Raw genomic sequence first — 17,012 nt, 5'->3', positions numbered from 1 at the left:
GAAGCCTGATACCACCAAAGTAGTATTTATTTCTATTTTATATCTATATGATTTACATATAAATTCATCTAAAAAACCTGCAAAGGCCAGGGTTTTGCCATTCGCCATGGTATTAAGGGGTAGATGCTTATGCCGCTATTTTATTTGTGACTCCGGACTGCTTTTAAAATAACCCTCAACGATTAGCATGTTGTAACTAAATAATAAATAAAAAAAGGGCGCAACGATATTTGCGCCCTTTGCAGAAACTCACCAGAAAATATTATTTCTGCTTGCGTCCGTAGATTGCCCAGGTAATCACCACGCAGGCGATATAGAACACCAGGAATACCTTCATTGCTCCGGCCGGCGAGCCGGTCAAATCCAGCGAGATACCAAACGCTTTTGGAATAAAGAAGCCGCCAATGGCGCCAATCGCTGAAATAAAGCCCAGCGCCGCCGCCGTATCGGTCGCCGCTTCACGCATGGCCTGCGCTTCGCTGCCGCCCTGCGCCTTGACGCGATCCATCGTCATTTTACGGAAGATAACCGAGATCATCTGGAAAGTAGACGCGCTCCCCAGACCAGCGGTCAGGAACAGCACCATAAATACCGCGAAGAAGGCAATAAAGTTACCGCCCTCGCCGTGGGTCGGCAGCGTCAGGAACAACAGGCCGCAGAAGATAGCCATGACCACAAAGTTCACCAGCGTCACTCGAGTCCCGCCGAGTCGGTCGGAGATCGCCCCGCCGGTCGAGCGTGCCAGTGCGCCGATAAACGGCCCGAAGAACGCATAGTGCAGAATCTGCACATCCGGGAACTGGGTCTTGGACAGCATGGCGAAGCCCGCCGAGAAGCCGATAAACGAGCCGAAGGTGGCAAGATAGAGCAGCGCCATAATCCACAGATGCGCGCGCTTCAGTACCGGCAGCTGCTCGCTCAGCGACGCCTTCGATGCCGACAGGTCGTTCATGAAGAACCACGCCGCCAGGGTGAAGATAATCAGGAACGGCACCCAGATCCACGCGGCGTTTTCCAGATATAGCATGGAACCATCCGGCTGTTCGCTGCCGGTACCGCCAAAGACGGCGAAAATAGACAGGGATACCACCAGAGGAGCAACCAGCTGCATCACGCTGACGCCCATATTACCGAGGCCGCCGTTGATACCCAGCGCGCCGCCCTGCTTCTGTTTCGGGAAGAAGAAGCTGATGTTAGCCATACTGGAAGCAAAGTTCGCCCCCGCGAAGCCGCACAGCAGAGAGATGATCACGAAAACGCTGAAAGGCGTAGAGGTATCCTGCACCGCGAAGCCTAACCATACGCAGGGTACGATCATGATCCCGGTACTGAACGCAGTCCAGCGACGACCGCCGAACAGCGGCACCATAAACGCGTAAGGCACGCGCAGCAGCGCGCCGGACAGCGCCGGGAGCGCGGTCAGCATAAACAACTGGTCGGTAGTAAACTGAAAGCCGACTTTATTGAGGTTGACGGCAACGGCGCTGAACAACATCCAGACGCAGAATGCCAGTAAAAGACACGGAACGGAGATCCACAGATTGCGGCTGGCGACGCGATGACCGCGCTGCTGCCAGAATTCAGGATCTTCAGGACGCCAGTCGCTAATGACTGAGCTGTTAGTCTTCTCCGGGATTGAAGAGTGACTCATAGACACCTCTGATGATTCATATTAACCCTGGCTACCTTATGGGTTACAGGCGGCGGTAAGTTGATATAAATCAAAGGAAAAGTTGGCGCTAATTTGGCTAAAAAAAATTCATCACCCGAAGTGAGTAGCTATTTCTGCGCAAAAAAGTGTGGTTTTTCACGCCAGTGCCGGGATTACCTCAACGCCTGCCACCAGCCCATCGCAGGCTGACAATTAAGGGGTAATCCTTTGGGGGTATGGGTATACTCCAGGGGATGTCCGAGAATAAGCGCCACTCCCGGATAATTTGCCGGTCAGGAGCCCCATATCCCATGTTGAAACGACTTTTTACGCCGCTGACGCTGGTTAATCAACTCGCGCTGATCGTTCTGTTGGCCACCATCATCGGCGTCGCCGGAATGGCGATCTCTTCCCGCCTGGTGCATGGCGTTCAGGGCAGCGCGCATGCCATCAATAAAGCCGGTTCGCTGCGCATGCAGAGCTATCGCCTGCTGGCGGCGATACCGCTGACCGACAGCGATCAAAAGCTGCTGGATGAAATGACGGCAACCGTCTTTAGCCCGGAACTGCAGTACGCCGCTCGCCATGACGATCAGCAGCGGCAGCTCCAGGCGCTGCAGCACTACTGGCAGCTGGAGCTGGCGCCGGGAATGCGCAAAGCGCAAAATCAGGCCTCGGTCGCGACGGATGTCGCCGGCTTTGTCGACCGCATTGACCAGTTGGTTACCGCTTTCGATCACACCACCGAGGAGCGGATTAAACACGTTGTCTGGATCCAGCGCATCATGGCCGTTGGGATGGCGCTGCTGCTGGTATTTACCATCGTCTGGCTGCGCGCCCGCCTGTTACGTCCGTGGAAACAGCTGCTCGGTATGGCCCGAGCGGTGAGCCGACGTGATTTCACCCAGCGGGCGCAGATTAACGGGCGCAACGAGATGGCGACGCTCGGCATGGCGCTGAACAACATGTCCAAAGAGCTGGCGGAGAGCTATTCGGTGCTTGAACGCCGGGTGCAAGAAAAAACCGCCGGCCTGGAGCAAAAAAACGAGATCCTCGCCTTTCTGTGGCAGGCCAACCGCCGCCTGCACTCTAACGCGCCGCTCTGTGAACGCATTTCGCCCGTTCTTAACGGTTTACAGGGGCTGACCCTGCTGCGCGATATTGAAGTTCGCGTCTACGACCTTGAAGACGAAGACAACCATCAGGAGTTTTCCTGCCACTCCGATATTCAGTGCGACGACAGGGGCTGTTATCTCTGTCCCCGCGACCTGCCGCCGCTGCCTGATACCGGCACCACTTTAAAATGGCGGCTGTCGGATGCCCATAATCAGTACGGTATTTTACTGGCCACCCTGCCCGCCGGGCGTCATCTGAGCCACGATCAGCAGCAGCTGGTTGACACGCTGGTGGAACAACTTACCGGCACCCTCGCTCTCGATCGTCATCAGGAGCGCCAGCAGCAGCTAATCGTCATGGAGGAGCGCGCCACTATCGCCCGCGAGCTCCACGACTCCATCGCCCAGTCGCTCTCCTGTATGAAAATGCAGGTTAGCTGCCTGCAAATGCAGGGCGATGACCTGCCGGAAGCGAGCCGCCAGCTGCTGGGGCAAATCCGTAATGAACTGAATACCTCCTGGGCTCAGCTGCGCGAACTGCTGACGACCTTCCGGCTACAGCTCACCGAGCCGGGACTACGTCCGGCGCTGGAGGCCAGCTGCCAGGAATACAGCGCCCACTTCGGTTTTACGGTACGCCTGGACTATCAGCTGCCGCCGCGTTTTGTGCCGTCGCATCAGGCCATCCATCTGCTGCAAATCGCCCGGGAAGCGCTCAGCAACGCGCTGAAGCACGCCAATGCCACCGATGTCAGCGTTACCGTGGCGTTGCGGGACAATCAGGTCCGTCTGACGGTGGCCGATAACGGTCGCGGCGTACCGGACCATGCGGAGCGCAGCAACCACTACGGCCTGATTATCATGCGCGATCGCGCTCAGAGCCTGCGCGGGGACTGCCAGGTTCGGCGCCGGGAAACCGGCGGTACCGAAGTGGTGGTCACTTTTATCCCTGAAAAATCGTTTTCAATCCAATAAGGAGAACTCCATGAGTCAACAGGAACGGGCAACCATCCTTCTCATCGACGATCACCCGATGCTGCGCACCGGCGTCAAACAGCTGATCAGCATGGCCCCGGATATCCAGGTTATCGGCGAAGCCAGCAACGGCGAGCAAGGTATTGCGATGGCGGAATCATTGGATCCTGATTTGATTCTGCTGGATCTCAATATGCCGGGCATGAACGGTCTGGAAACGCTCGACAAGCTGCGCGAGAAGTCGCTGTCCGGCCGCGTGGTGGTGTTTAGCGTCTCCAATCATGAAGAAGACGTGGTGACCGCGCTGAAACGCGGCGCCGACGGCTATCTGCTGAAGGATATGGAGCCGGAAGATTTGCTGAAAGCGCTACAGCAGGCGGCGGCAGGCGAAATGGTGCTCAGCGAAGCGTTAACCCCGGTGCTGGCTGCCAGCCTGCGCGCTAATCGCGCTACCTCAGACCGCGACATCAGCCAGCTAACCCCGCGCGAGCGCGATATTCTCAAGCTGATTGCCCAGGGCCTGCCAAACAAAATGATCGCCCGCCGTCTGGATATCACCGAAAGTACCGTTAAAGTGCACGTCAAACATATGTTGAAGAAAATGAAGCTGAAATCGCGCGTGGAAGCGGCGGTTTGGGTCCATCAGGAGCGCGTATTCTAGGGCAGATGCTGCCACGAAACGCCATCGGCCGGTACGCGTACCAACGGCTCAGTCAGCGCCAGTGCGATCTCATTGGATGAGACGCGCTGACCCGTTTTATCCTCCACCACCAGCGAAAGATGCCAGCGGTTGCTTGCCCCGGCTTCGCTGTTCCAGCGCGGCATAATCACGGTCCAGCCGTCCGTACTGTTGGCCTCTATCGGCGAGGTCAGGCTCAGCGCCTGGGTATCGCCCTGCCAGCTTAGCGACTTAATTCCGTGCAGGCTACGAATCTGTAGTTTCAGCTGCACCGTCTCCCCGGGCTGAAGATCCCAGGGCGGCGTCGCCAGATAAACCGACAGCGTTTTGCGCTGGCGATATTCAACCACCGGCAGATTATCGCGTTCCGGGCTATCGTAGCGGCTGCCGCGAAGCGATCGGCTAACGGCGACTTCATCGGCCGCCAGCTGCTGTTTCAGAGGAACGCCAAAACGATAGTTCAGCTTTAACCCAATATCGTTTTGGCTGACGCCGCTCTCGCCCTGCTTATGTTTGGCGGTCACCGTGACCAGCGGAACGGGGGTGTAATTCAGCCCCACCGACACCGCGACCGGATTGTGATAGCCGGTGCCCGAATGGAACAGGTCAACGCTATCGCCGAAGTACTGCTCCACGCTCACGCTGGTATTAATGTGCTGATAAAACGGCAGCCGCGCCTGAGCGGTCACATCGTAGCCGCTCGCCATACGCTGCTGCTGAGTCAGGCTACTCCCCTGCTGCCAGCCGCCGAGCGGCTGGTAGTAGTTAGCCGACAGGCGCAGCGATTCGCCCCAGGCTTCGGCCCCGACGCTGCCGCGCGCCATGCGCTCATCAAGCACTTTATCGTAGAAGGAGTTGTAGCCCAGCAGCCAGGAGCCCATCCGCCAGCGCTGGCCGAGGCCGACGTTGCCGACCAGACCGTTATCCCGCTGGGTGACCGAGTACTGGTTCCAGGTGAGATAGTCGCCGTTATCCTGAAGAGGAACAAACCAGCTCCCCTTGCTGCCGGTAAAATTGCCCTCTCTATCGACCAGCAAATCGACGTTGGCGTTGCCCCACGGCGAAAGCCAGCTTTCCAGCTGGTGGCTGACTTCGTTGCCCAGCCGGCTCATAGCAAATACACGCGCCTGTTCGCCGGTTGTCAGCCCATTATCGCTCATGCTGGCTTCGCCAAATTTTTTCGCCATCTCGGCAAAATGTTTTGCGTCGTCATCGACCTGCGGCGCCAGGCCAAGGTCGGGTAAGCTTTCAGGGCCTCTGGAAAAGGCCTGAGTATCCTGCAGCGCGCGGGCGGGAGCGCCTGTCAGCAGCAGGAGAAGCGGTAAATAAGGGGTTATACGGAACGACAAGGAGCTCAAATCGGTTACGTCTACTCATAAAGTGATGGCGGCAAAAGTTAAGTTTATCGTTTTTTACCCGCCCTGGCAGCCTCCCGCACGATTCCAGGAATATACCGAATATCAGGCCTGCGCCAGCTTCGCCGCCAGCAGCGCCTTAAGTTCCGGGATACAAGAGCCGCAGTTGGTGCCGCATTTGAGCTTTGCTCCCAGTGCGGCGGGCGTACGGCAGCCAGTAGCAATCGCTTCGTCTATCGCCCGTTCGCCCACGCTAAAGCAGCTACAGATAATGCGTCCGCGCGGTACCTCATCGCTACCCTTTCTGCCGCTCAATAATGCGTGACGCTGGGTAGCATTCGGCGGAGGGCTGCGAAACGCGGCGCTAATCCACTCGGCATCCACGCGCGGTTCGTTGACATCGCTCCACCAGCCGAGCATCAGCTCTTCCCCCTGCCACGCCAGCAGGTTCCAGATGCTACCGCCTTTGGCTGTCTGTAGTTGCCACCCTTTTCGCTGGCACCACTCAATAAGCCACTCGCGGGAGGCGATATCCCCCGCCAGCGAAAGATGAATGATTCCCTGCGATGCCCGCCGCCGCCAGTGTAGTGAAGCGGGTAGCGGAACCGACAAGCGAGAAAAAAGCTCGCCTTTCCACGCTGGTAGCCAGGCAGCTATCGCCACTGCCGCCTGTTTACTTTCCGGCTGCCCGGAGTGCGGGTCAGTGACTGCAGACAGCAGGTTATTCACCCGTCCCTGGCGAGCAAACTGATCATTCCAGTGCATCGGCACAAACAGCGACCCGGGACGCTGGCCATTGCTGACAATCACTTTTGCTACCATCACCCCATTCGGTGAGCGCACCCGCGCCAGTTCGCCTTCCAGCAGCTGATAGCGCGTCGCGTCCGCTGGCGCGACTTCCACCACCGGCTCGTTAATATGCTGCATCAGACGCGGCACCGCGCCGGTGCGGGTCATGGTGTGCCACTGATCGCGGATCCGCCCGCTGTTGAGGATCAGCGGATAGAACGCATCGGTGACCGCCCGAGTGGGCTGCGGGGTCACCGGGATCATGCGCAATTTGCCGCTGCGGTGCCACCCCTTGAGCAAATCCCAGCTTGCCTGACTGCGGCTCACCGGCCAGCGCACCGGTTCCAGCGCCTCCCACGCTTCGCGGCTGAGATCCGCCAGTCCGCCGATATCAAATGCCCGCTGGCCATCATTTTCATATCCTGAAAGCGCGGCGTGTTCGCTGAACACCTCGTGCGGGTGCTGCCAGGCAAAAGCGGAGCCGAAGCCCAGCGCCTGGGCCACGCGGGCGACGATCCACCAGTCGGCTCTGGCCTCCCCCGGTGGCGCCATGAAAGCGCGCTGGCGTGAGATCCTTCGTTCGGAGTTGGTTACCGTGCCGCTCTTCTCTCCCCACGCCAGCGCGGGAAAGCGAATATGGGCAAAGCGTCCGGTATCGGTAGCGGCGGCGACGTCGGACACGATGACCAGCGGACAGGCCGCCAGCGCTTTGCTTACCACATGGCTGTCCGGCAGCGACACTACCGGGTTGGTGCCCATAATCCACACCGCTTTCACCTCGCCGCGGCCAATGGCGGCGAACAGATCCACCGCCGCCAGCCCCGGCGTTTGCGCCAGACGTTCGGTCCCCCAGAAGCGCGCCAGACGCCGTAAATCGTCGGTTTCAAAGTTCATATGCGACGCGAGCATGGTCGCCAGTCCGCCCACCTCGCGTCCGCCCATGGCGTTAGGTTGTCCGGTCAGCGAAAAAGGCCCGCAGCCCGGACGCCCATATTTACCGCTCGCCAGGTGAACGTTAATGATAGCGTTACATTTATCGCTGCCGCTGGCGGACTGGTTAATCCCCATGGTATAGAGCGTGATGGCGCGGGGAGCGGCGATAAACTCGCTGTAGAAATCGGCGATCTGCTGTCGCGGCAGGCCGCAGAACTGCGCGACGTGGTTGATATCCCAGTCCTGCGCGATGGCCAGCGCCTGCGGCGCATCGCTAAAATCGCCGCAGATGACGTCGCGGGCGGCAATGGCGTTCAACAGGCCGACAAATAGCCCGCCGTCGCTGCCGGGAGCCAGCGCCAGATGCCGGTCCGCAATATCGCAGGTGGCGGTCCGACGCGGATCAATGACCACCACCCGCATTTGCGGATTGTCGCGCTTCGCCTGCGCCAGCCGCTGATAGAGTACCGGATGCGCCCAGGCGGCGTTCGACCCGACCAGCACCACCAGATCGCTGTTTTCCACGTCCTCATAGCTGCACGGCACCACATCAGCGCCCAGCGCCCGTTTGTAGCCGGTGACCGCTGAAGACATGCACAGCCGTGAATTAGTATCGATATTTGCCGCGCCGATAAACCCCTTCATCAGCTTATTGGCCACGTAGTAATCCTCGGTCAGCAGCTGGCCGGAGGCATAAAACGCCACCGCTTGCGGCCCGTGCTCGTCGATAATCTCCCGCAGACGCGAACCCGCCGCTGCCAGCGCCTGGGCCCAGGTCGCGCGACCGCCATCGACTTCCGGGAAGAGCAATCTTCCCGTCAGCCCGACGGTTTCGCCCAGCGCCGCCCCCTTCACGCACAGGCGGCCAAAGTTTGCCGGATGTTGTTCATCCCCGCGTACGGTAACCTGGCCGTCGGCATTCAGGCTGGCGATAATGCCGCAGCCGACCCCGCAATAGGGGCAAGTGGTCCTGGTTTCATTCATCACGAGGCCTCCGCGCGCGCCAGCAGCTGCTGGTTGCCAACCCATACTTTACCGTTCTCCACTTTTACCGGCCATGCGCGTACCGCCAGTTCGCCGTCGTCGCACTGGCGGCCATCGCGCAGGCGAATACGCTGCTTATACAGAGGCGAAATCACGATCGGTTCACCGCCCGCATCGCCCAGCAGGCCGCGCGAAAGAACGTTGGCCTCGCTGCCCGGTTCAAGATTATCGAGGGCATATACCTGATCGCCAAAGCGGAACAGCGCAATCTGCCGCTCGCCGAGCCGCGCGCCAATCCCCGCCTGCTGCGGGATGGCGTCGAGATCGCAAATGGCCTGCCACGGGCGGGACGGCAGCGCCGGTTCGGCCTGCGCCGCGAACGGGGCCAGCTGCGGCTGGCCGCGCAGGGTTTGCCGCTGCACCGCTTCGTCCGGCTCATCGCTGTTCACGTAGGAGCGGAACAGCGCCAGCCGCTGCGGATCGTTAAGGGTGGTTTGCCATTCGCACTGGTAGCTCTCGACCACCCGCGCCATCTCCTGCTCCAGCTCTTCGCCGATGCCAAGGCTGTCTTCGAGGATAACCGCGCGCAGATAGTCGACGCCTCCCTCAAGATTATCCATCCAGGTACTGGTACGCTGCAGACGGTCGGCGGTACGAATATAGAACATCAGCAGCCGGTCGATACTGCGGATAAGGGTGGCTTCATCCAGATCGCTGGCGAACAGGTCGGCATGGCGCGGCTTCATACCGCCGTTGCCGCAAACGTACAGATTCCAGCCCTTCTCCGTAGCGATGATGCCAATATCCTTGCTCTGGGCCTCCGCGCATTCGCGGGTACAGCCGGAGACCGCCATTTTAATTTTGTGCGGCGCGCGCAGCCCCTTATAGCGATGTTCGAGGGTTACCGCCAGGCCGGTGGAATCCTGGACGCCATAGCGGCACCAGGTTGAACCCACGCAGGATTTCACCGTCCGCAGGGATTTGCCGTAGGCGTGGCCGGTTTCAAATCCCGCCTCGGCCAGCTCGCGCCAGATTGCCGGGAGCTGCTCCAGGCGCGCGCCGAACAGATCGATACGCTGGCCGCCGGTCACTTTACTGTACAGCTGATAGCGTTTGGCGATCTGGCCGATCGCAATCAGCCCGTCCGGCGTCACCTCTCCCGCCGCCATACGCGGCACCACCGAATAGGTGCCATCTTTCTGAATATTGGCGAAGTAGCGGTCGTTAGTGTCCTGAAGAGGCAAATGCGCCGGCTTCAGCAGATATTCATTCCAGCAGGAGGCCAGCACCGAGGCCGCCAGAGGTTTACAGATCTCACAGCCGTGACCGCGTCCATAGCGGGTAATAAGCTGTTCGAAGGTGCGAATATGGTTGACGCGTACCAGGTGATAGATCTCCTGCCGCGACCACGCAAAATGCTCGCAGATATCCTTTTTGACTTCAACGCCCTGCTCGGCAAGCTGATACTCCATCACCTGTTTTACCAGCGCGCTACAGCCGCCGCAGCCGGTCGCCGCTTTGGTGCAGCTTTTTATCGCCGCCATATCGCCCGCGCCGCCGTTCACCACCTGGCAGATATCGCCTTTGCTGACGTTGTGACAGGAGCAAATCTGCGCGCTGTCCGGCAACGCCGCCACGCCGAGCGCTTTTGGCGCGCTGCCCTCCAGCGCCGGAAGGATCAGGCTTTCCGGGTGATTGGGTAAAGCCATACCGTTAAGCATCATCTGTAGCAGCGTGGCATAGTCGCTGGCATCCCCGACCAGCACCCCGCCGAGCAGTTTGTTGCCCTCCGCGCTGACTACAATTTTTTTGTAGATCTGCTGCGGCCCATCGGTCCACTGATAGCTCTGACAGCCCGGGGTGCGCCCCTGGGCGTCGCCGAACGAGGCGACATCAACGCCCAGCAGCTTCAGCTTAGTGCTCATATCCGCGCCGCTAAAGCAGCCTTCCTCGCCCGCCAGGGTAGCCGCTGCGGCGCGCGCCATCTGATAGCCAGGCGCCACCAGACCATAAATTTTGTTCTCCCACAGGGCACATTCGCCGATTGCCAGCACGTCCGGGTCGGAGGTACGACACTGGTTGTCGATACAAATCCCGCCGCGTTCGCCCACTTCCAGCCCGCCGCTGCGCGCCAGCCTGTCCTGCGGGCGAATACCGGCGGAGAACACCAGCATATCGGCCGCCAGCGAGCTACCGTCGGCAAAGTTCAGCTGTAGCCCCTGTTCGTTGCGAACAATCTCCGTCGTCGCCTTGCTGGTATGCACCCCGACGCCCAGTTGACTGATTTTTTCTCGCAGCATTGCCGCGCCGCCGTTGTCCAGCTGCACCGCCATCAGGTTCGGCGCAAACTCGACAACGTGAGTTTCCAGCCCCAACTGCTTCAGCGCGTTGGCCGCTTCCAGCCCGAGCAGCCCGCCGCCGATAACCACACCCCGTCGGGCGGTTGCGGCGCGGGCGGCAATCTGGTCGAGGTCGTCAAGCGTACGATAAACAAAACAGCCCTCGAGATGATGACCCGGCACCGGCGGAACAAACGGGTAAGACCCCGTCGCCAGCACCAGCTTATCCCAGTGGGTTTCGTGGCCGAAGGCATCGCGCACCACCCGCGCTTCGCGGTCGATGCTGGCGACCGATTCGCTCAGGCGCAGCTCAATACCGTGCTGAGCGAAAAAATCGCCCTCAACCAGCGACAGCGATTCTGCGCTGCGTCCGGTGAAATATTCAGTCAGATGAACCCGGTCGTAGGCGGCATAGCGTTCCTCGCAGAACACCACAATCCGATACCGTTGATGAAGGCGACGGTCGACGCATTGCTCAAGAAAATGGTGGCCGACCATACCGTGTCCGACCAGCACTAAAACAGGTTTTGTCATCATAATTTTTCCCGCAGCGCGCGGCTGCATCGTTGAAGAGGGATCGAAGAGCCACTCTGCCGGCGCCGGGGCATCCGCCCCCAGCAGAGCGGTGAGGGGCGCAGCGCTGCTGCAATCGCCCAGCAGCAGTACGCCGCGCAGCTTACCGTCGCGCAGCAGCAGGCGCCGGTAGTGGCGGTCCAGCGGGTCCCAGCTGATACAGCTTTCATCCTGTTCTGCGGCCCGCAGCTCGCCCGCGCTGAACAACTCGATACCGCTGACCTTCAGACGAGTGCCGCTATCCTGCCAGCAAAAATCTTCGCCTGGGGTAGCGCACAGGCGGGCAGCCAGCACCTCCGCCTGGCGCAGGCATGGCGCCACCAGCCCCCAGGTCCGACCGTCGATTTCACAGCACTCCCCGATGGCGCTGACGCCCGGCTGCGCGGTTGCCAGCTGGCGGTCAACGAGGATTCCGCGGGCGCAGGCCAGCCCGCTGCGCTCGGCCAGCCGTTTGTTCGGCTGCACGCCGGTCGCCAGCACCACCCGCGAGGCGGCAAACGCGCGGCCGTCCTCCAGCCGCACCTGATGTGCATCAATAGCGGCGATACGGCTCTCCATCACGCAGCGAATCCCGCGCTCGGCAAGCAGCATTTGCAGCTGCTCGCCGGCAAAAGCATCGATTTGCTGCTCCATCAGCCCGCTTCCGCGATGAAGTAAAGTGACACTGTCACCATAACGCCGCAGCGCCGCGGCGGCCTCTACGCCGAGTACGCCCCCGCCGATAACCACCGCCGGGCCGTCGATGGCCAGGATGCCCTCGACGTCCGCCAGAGTGCGGAAAGCAAAAACGTGCGGCTGCGTAATGCCCGGTAACGGCGGCACAAACGGTAGCGAGCCTGTGGCGAACACCAGTTCATCCCAGCTAACTACCCCTGCGGTGGTTTGCAGCGTACGGGCATGAATATCCACCGCCGTAACCGTCTCGCCGGCGCGTACCTTAACGTTATGCCGTTGATACCACGTCTCGGGCAGCAGTCTCGTCTCGCCTGCTGTTTTCTCTGCGCCCAGCACAGGCGACAGCTGAATGCGGTTATAGGCCTGGCCGGGTTCATCGCCGATAATGGTGATGCTAAACCGCTGCGCATCCCGTTCTACCAATGCCTGCGCCAGGCGCGTGGCCGCCATACCGTTACCAATAATCACCAGTTGCCGCGTCATCGCCGCCCCCTATGCCGCTTTCGGCTGTTTTTCATAGAGGAAGTGCAGGATCTGCTGACGCAGATGGTGATAACGGCTATCGTCCGCCAGCTGCACGCGATTGCGCGGGCGCGGCAGGTTAACATCGAGGATCTCCCCGACCGTCGCCGCCGGACCATTGGTCATCATCAGCACCCGGTCGGAAAGCAGCACCGCTTCATCAACATCATGGGTAATCATCACGATGGTAGTATTCAGCGACTGCTGAATCTGCATCACCGCGTCCTGTAAATGCGCCCGCGTCAGGGCATCAAGGGCGCCAAAGGGTTCATCCAGCAGCAGCACTTTCGGCTTCATCGCCAGCGCCCGGGCAATGCCAACGCGCTGCTTCATACCGCCGGATATTTCTCCCGGGCGCTTGTGCAGGGCGTGCCCCATCTGGACCCGTTCGAGGTTGTGCTCAATCCACTCTTTGCGCTCGCCTTTGCTCATGCTGCGGCGGAAGACCTGATCCACCGCCAGCGCAACGTTATCGAAGCAGGTCAGCCACGGCAGCAGAGAGTGGTTCTGAAACACCACCGCGCGTTCCGGGCCCGGCCCGGCGATTTCACGGTTATCACACAGCAGGCCGCCCTCCGTCGGCAAGGTAATCCCGGCAATCAGATTCAGCAGAGTTGACTTACCGCACCCTGAGTGACCAATCAGGCTGATGGTCTCCCCCTCGTAAATATCGAATGAGACATTCTGCAGTGCGAGGAATTCGCCGCTGGTGGTATTGAAACGCTGGCTGACGCCCTGGACCTGAATGAGTGGTTTCATCTGCGACTCCTTATTTATCCTGCCAGCTAAAACGACGGGCGAGCAGCATCAGCCCCTGTTCCAGCAGCAACCCGACCACGCCGATAATGACGATGGCAATGATGATGTTTTCAACGTTGAGGTTGTTCCACTCGTTCCAGATCCAGAAGCCGATCCCTAAGCCGCCGGTGAGCATTTCGGCGGCGACGATCACCAGCCAGGCGATACCAATCGAGAGACGAACCCCGGTCAGCACCGCGGGTAAGACCGCCGGAAAGAGGATCTTGCGCATCACCGTCCACTCGGAAAGCTGCAGCACGCGGGCCACGTTGAGGTAGTCCTCAGGAATACGCCGCACGCCCTCGGCGGTGTTAATAACCATCGGCCAGATCGAGCAGATAAAAATGGTCCAGCTCGAGGCCGGTTCCGCCTTCTGGAACAGCAGCAGGCCAATAGGCAGCCAGGCCAGCGGGCTGACCGGGCGCAGCAGCGCAATCAACGGGTTAAACATCCGGGCGAAGAATGGCGAACGACCGATCAGAAAGCCCAGAGGAATGCCCGCCAGCGCGGCAAGGCCAAACCCCACCGCCACGCGCTGCAGCGACGCCAGCACGTTCCAGCCGATCCCCATATCGTTCGGCCCGTCCTGATAAAACGGATCGGCAAAAAGGGTCAACGCGGAATCCAGCGTGCTGAGCGGCGTCGGGAAACCTTTGCTGTTTATTGCTGCCAGCTGCCAGCCCAACAGCAGCAATCCCAGCCCGAGCAGCGGCGGCAGCAGACGTTGGGTAGCATCGCGCAGCCAGCGGCTGAACGGAGGCGTGGTTTTGCGAACCTGCAGCGGCGGCAGGGTGATCACTTCGCCGGGCGCCTTTCCAGCGCTGGCCTGCGGTTGAGTTTTATATGCGTGTTTCATCTCATGCCCCTTTACGTTGAATCGCGAAACTGCTGGCATAGCCTTCCGGGTCGGCCCCATTCCAGACCTTGCCGTCGAGCAATGTGCTGCTGCGCATCGGCTGCTTCGGCGCGCCGATCCCGCCGACAGCCAGCGCCGCCTCTTTCCAGACGTCAATGCGATTAATGCGCTGCGCCACCGCCTGATAATCCGGCGACGCCTTCAACAATCCCCAGCGGCGGAACTGGGTCAAAAACCACATGCCGTCCGAGAGCCATGGAAAGCTCACCTCCCCCTGTTCGTAGAAGCGCATCGGGTGCGCATCCTGCCAGCGGCGACCGATACCATTGTCGTATGCGCCGAGCATGCGCCCGGTGAGGTACTGCTCTTTCGTGTTCAGCCACGCGCGTCTGGCGAGTATCCGCGCCGTTTCGCGAGTATTCTCCACGGAAGCATCAATCCAGCGTTGGGCCTCCATCAGCGCCGCCACCAACGCCCGAGCCGTATTCGGGTTACGCTCAACCCACTCGCTGCGGGTGCCGAGAATTTTTTCCGGATGTTCCGGCCAGATATCCTGAGAAGTGGCGACGGTGAAGCCGATGCGATCGTTAATGGCGCGCGCGTTCCACGGCTCGCCGACACAAAAACCGCTCATATTGCCGATACGCATGTTCATCACCATCTGCGGCGGCGGCACAACGACGGTGCGGATATCGTCGAAAGGGTTAATTCCACCGCTCGCCAGCCAGTAATAGAGCCACATCGCGTGGGTGCCGGTTGGAAAGGTATGGGCGAAGGTGTAGCTGCCCGGCGCCTGCTGGTCGATCCGTTTTTTCAGTCCGCCCAGGTCGGTGACGCCCTTCTCCTGCAGCTCGCTGGAGAGCGTAATCGCCTGCCCGTTGCGGTTAAGAGTCATCAGATTGGCCATCGCCTGGGGTTTACTGGCGATCCCCAGCTCAAGGCCGTAGAGCATGCCGTACAGAATGTGCGCGGCGTCCAGCTCTCCGGCAACCAGCTTGTCGCGCACTGCCGCCCAGCTGGCCTCCTTGCTCGGGACGAGGGTGATGCCGTACTTTTTATCGAATCCCTTTAGGGAAGCGATGGCTAAGGGGGCACAGTCGGTCAGCGGAATAAAACCCACCCGCACGGTGGTCTGTTCCGGCTTATCCGTCCCCGCCGCCCATGCCGCCTGCATCATGCCGGGCAGCAGCATCGCGCCGCCTAGCGCCGCCCCCGTCTGTAATAAACGCCGTCGTGAAATTGAAAACGTATCGCCCATATCTGCTCCAGAAACGCGCAAAAAAAAGCGCCCGGCGGTGCTTACGCACCGCAGGACGCCTTTATCCATGGACATACGCACCGCCATTGGCCCGCTGCCCAAAACCTTATTCACTCATTTTTTCTAATGCAAAGCAGATGCCAGATTTGCAGAAGGCCATATTGTGCGCTTTTGCTTAGCCAGCGGCCTTGCTATACGCAAAACGCTGCACCGTCGGCTGGCAATAAATGCTCGCTAATCGTGCAACTACTCCTTTGGGGTTGTCTGCCAGAGTGATTTTACCGTTAGCAGCGCACGGGCTATCTCCACCATCCGCTGGTTCTTATCCATCGCCATTTTTCGCAGCGTCTGCCAGGCCTGTTCCTCCGGCATCCCCTGATGGGTCATCAGCACGCTTTTCGCCTTCTCAATCAGTTTGCGCTCTTCAAGGGCTTCCTTTAACGATGCAAGCTGGCAGGAGAGTTGCTGAAGCTCAAGGGCCTGCTGGCGTACCAGCGGCAGCAGCTGTTTGTCCAGCCGCAGGGCGATACTGTCCTCAGCCTCATCCCAGTTTGCGGGCGGCAACTGCATGCTCTGCTCTTCGCCTTCCAGCAGGGCGGCGGTGGCGTTGAGCAGGTCGACGATCAGCCGCTCTTCCACGCCACGGAGCTGCTCAAGGCGCTGGGTCTGTGCGCAAAACCAGCGGAGCGCCGTTTCTCCCTCGTCTACTGGAGGCTGGCGGGTACAGGCAACCCGCCGCAGCTGTTCAATCTCCAGGCTGGCCAGGCACTGGCTGGCAAACAGAGTGATGAGGGGCGGATAGCTTAAGGCCTGAAAACTATCGAAACAGGGCTGCTGGCCATCAATGCGGTCCACCAGTTGCTGACGCAGTTCATCGCTGAACTGCCCGCGGGCAAAGCCTAGCGCGCCCAGCGCACGTTCCTGTCCGGCCAGCTCTTTTCCCTGCATAAAGCTATAGAGCGCTACCATACGTCCAGCGATTTGCGGGTCGTCGATACTGTCATTGAGCTGCGGAACAATATTCAACAGATGGCGAATAATACGACTAAACTGCCCGGTCGCCTCTTCGGCAGGAATGTTCCGGGCGCGCACGCGTTGGCGCAGCGCCGCAAGCTGCGTCAAATACCACGCCGCGCAGGCAATGCGCCAGCAGAGCGCGCTGCTGGCGGCATCACGGGCGGGTTCCAGCGCGGCGTTGAAACGTGTGAATTGCTCATCGACCAGCGCCGCTGCCGCCCGGCACTCCGCCGAGTACAGTCTGCCGCCCGAGCACAGCCAGATATTCGACGCGCCGCGTTCGCACTGCAGCATATGCACCAGCGAACTTATCTCTCCTGCCAGCGACCCCAGCTGCGACAGCTGACGTAGCTGCTGTTTCTGGCGTCGCCGCGCGCGCGCAAACCAGTCGACCACCTCAGGCCTATTGCCAGCCGTATTATTCATACCCCTCTCCCGGGTTAACGCTTTATACTTCAGCCAAGCAATAACCGTGCCTTATAGAAGGAGTCCT

General features: G+C 60.1%; 10 protein-coding genes. 2 read left to right on the top strand and 8 right to left on the bottom strand.

What is annotated here, in order from left to right; translation table 11 throughout:
* Positions 1 to 262: 262 nt before the first annotated feature.
* Positions 263 to 1,651 carry a NarK family nitrate/nitrite MFS transporter gene (locus K2184_RS01510; RefSeq protein WP_004103127.1) on the bottom strand — a complete coding sequence of 463 codons (1,389 nt, stop codon included), beginning with the start codon at positions 1,649 to 1,651 and terminating at the stop codon, positions 263 to 265.
* A 311-nt stretch (positions 1,652 to 1,962) separates the two neighbouring features.
* On the opposite strand from K2184_RS01510, the gene narX reads away from it, so the two are divergent.
* Both narX and narL read left to right on the top strand, forming a co-directional pair.
* Positions 1,963 to 3,741 carry a nitrate/nitrite two-component system sensor histidine kinase NarX gene (narX, locus tag K2184_RS01505; RefSeq protein ID WP_004103128.1) on the top strand — a complete coding sequence of 593 codons (1,779 nt, stop codon included), beginning with the start codon at positions 1,963 to 1,965 and terminating at the stop codon, positions 3,739 to 3,741.
* Between the two features lie 10 nt (positions 3,742 to 3,751).
* Positions 3,752 to 4,402 carry a two-component system response regulator NarL gene (gene narL / locus K2184_RS01500; protein ID WP_004103129.1) on the top strand — a complete coding sequence of 217 codons (651 nt, stop codon included), beginning with the start codon at positions 3,752 to 3,754 and terminating at the stop codon, positions 4,400 to 4,402.
* On the opposite strand, the gene K2184_RS01495 is transcribed toward narL, so the two are convergent.
* From K2184_RS01495 to nasR, 7 genes are all read right to left on the bottom strand, one after another.
* Positions 4,399 to 5,778: a YchO/YchP family invasin gene (locus tag K2184_RS01495; protein WP_163524890.1), complete on the bottom strand. Its 1,380-nt coding sequence runs from the start codon at positions 5,776 to 5,778 to the stop codon at positions 4,399 to 4,401. The two genes, narL and K2184_RS01495, sit on opposite strands and share 4 nt — an antisense overlap.
* 102 nt (positions 5,779 to 5,880) lie before the next feature.
* Positions 5,881 to 8,481: a nitrate reductase gene (locus K2184_RS01490; RefSeq protein WP_163524888.1), complete on the bottom strand. Its 2,601-nt coding sequence runs from the start codon at positions 8,479 to 8,481 to the stop codon at positions 5,881 to 5,883.
* Positions 8,481 to 12,551, bottom strand: a complete 4,071-nt coding sequence (nirB, locus tag K2184_RS01485; RefSeq protein ID WP_196552864.1) for a nitrite reductase large subunit NirB — start codon at positions 12,549 to 12,551, stop codon at positions 8,481 to 8,483. The genes K2184_RS01490 and nirB overlap by 1 nt, the downstream gene beginning before the upstream one ends.
* A gap of 9 nt (positions 12,552 to 12,560) precedes the next feature.
* Complete coding sequence (locus K2184_RS01480) at positions 12,561 to 13,349, bottom strand: ABC transporter ATP-binding protein (protein ID WP_016808835.1); 789 nt, start codon at positions 13,347 to 13,349, stop codon at positions 12,561 to 12,563.
* Positions 13,350 to 13,359: 10 nt separating this feature from the next.
* Positions 13,360 to 14,244, bottom strand: coding sequence for a nitrate ABC transporter permease (gene ntrB, locus K2184_RS01475; RefSeq protein ID WP_004103138.1), 885 nt, complete (start codon positions 14,242 to 14,244; stop codon positions 13,360 to 13,362).
* Between the two features lies 1 nt (position 14,245).
* Positions 14,246 to 15,502, bottom strand: coding sequence for a CmpA/NrtA family ABC transporter substrate-binding protein (locus K2184_RS01470; protein ID WP_004103139.1), 1,257 nt, complete (start codon positions 15,500 to 15,502; stop codon positions 14,246 to 14,248).
* 246 nt (positions 15,503 to 15,748) lie between these two features.
* A complete protein-coding gene (gene nasR / locus K2184_RS01465) occupies positions 15,749 to 16,945 on the bottom strand; it encodes a nitrate regulatory protein NasR (protein WP_004113664.1) in 1,197 nt (398 codons plus the stop codon).
* Between the last annotated feature and the right edge of the window lie 67 nt (positions 16,946 to 17,012).

This window comes from Klebsiella sp. K5-306 (assembly GCF_051835185.1).
Lineage (GTDB): Bacteria > Pseudomonadota > Gammaproteobacteria > Enterobacterales > Enterobacteriaceae > Klebsiella > Klebsiella oxytoca.
Note: the sequence above shows the minus strand (reverse complement) of the source record. Positions and strands in the feature narration are given on the sequence as shown.

What these genes read in the sequence shown, in the direction of transcription:
- ntrB (WP_004103138.1), bottom strand. Translation starts at nt 14,244, where the DNA reads ATGAAACACGCATATAAAACTCAACCGCAGGCCAGCGCTGGAAAGGCG.
- K2184_RS01490 (WP_163524888.1), bottom strand. Translation starts at nt 8,481, where the DNA reads ATGAATGAAACCAGGACCACTTGCCCCTATTGCGGGGTCGGCTGCGGC.
- nirB (WP_196552864.1), bottom strand. Translation starts at nt 12,551, where the DNA reads ATGACGCGGCAACTGGTGATTATTGGTAACGGTATGGCGGCCACGCGC.
- K2184_RS01470 (WP_004103139.1), bottom strand. Translation starts at nt 15,502, where the DNA reads ATGGGCGATACGTTTTCAATTTCACGACGGCGTTTATTACAGACGGGG.
- narL (WP_004103129.1), top strand. Translation starts at nt 3,752, where the DNA reads ATGAGTCAACAGGAACGGGCAACCATCCTTCTCATCGACGATCACCCG.
- narX (WP_004103128.1), top strand. Translation starts at nt 1,963, where the DNA reads ATGTTGAAACGACTTTTTACGCCGCTGACGCTGGTTAATCAACTCGCG.
- nasR (WP_004113664.1), bottom strand. Translation starts at nt 16,945, where the DNA reads ATGAATAATACGGCTGGCAATAGGCCTGAGGTGGTCGACTGGTTTGCG.
- K2184_RS01480 (WP_016808835.1), bottom strand. Translation starts at nt 13,349, where the DNA reads ATGAAACCACTCATTCAGGTCCAGGGCGTCAGCCAGCGTTTCAATACC.
- K2184_RS01510 (WP_004103127.1), bottom strand. Translation starts at nt 1,651, where the DNA reads ATGAGTCACTCTTCAATCCCGGAGAAGACTAACAGCTCAGTCATTAGC.